Genomic DNA, 211 nt, shown 5'->3' on the forward strand with positions numbered 1-211 from the left:
ACCGGATGCAGCCGGTAGCAGCCGTTGGTGATGTGGGTGGTGCCGATGTTCTTGCCCGCGGGCAGCAGGTTGCGTACGCGGCGTGGGAGAAGCGCGCCGAGGGGGATCTCGAAGGGCACCGAGCCGATGTCGATGTAGTTGTCGCCCCCTGTCGAGGGGTGCAGATCGATGCGGTCGCCGCCGACTCCGACGGAGTCGGCGGCTACCGCAT

1 protein-coding gene is annotated in these 211 nt (G+C 67.8%); it reads right to left on the reverse strand.

The genetic code is table 11. The features are described 5' to 3' along the window. Positions 1 to 211: FAD-dependent oxidoreductase (locus J0695_RS40900; protein ID WP_206969867.1), on the reverse strand; the 211-nt coding region annotated here is incomplete at both ends.

Source organism: Streptomyces beijiangensis, from assembly GCF_017315755.1.
Taxonomy (GTDB): domain Bacteria; phylum Actinomycetota; class Actinomycetes; order Streptomycetales; family Streptomycetaceae; genus Streptomyces; species Streptomyces beijiangensis.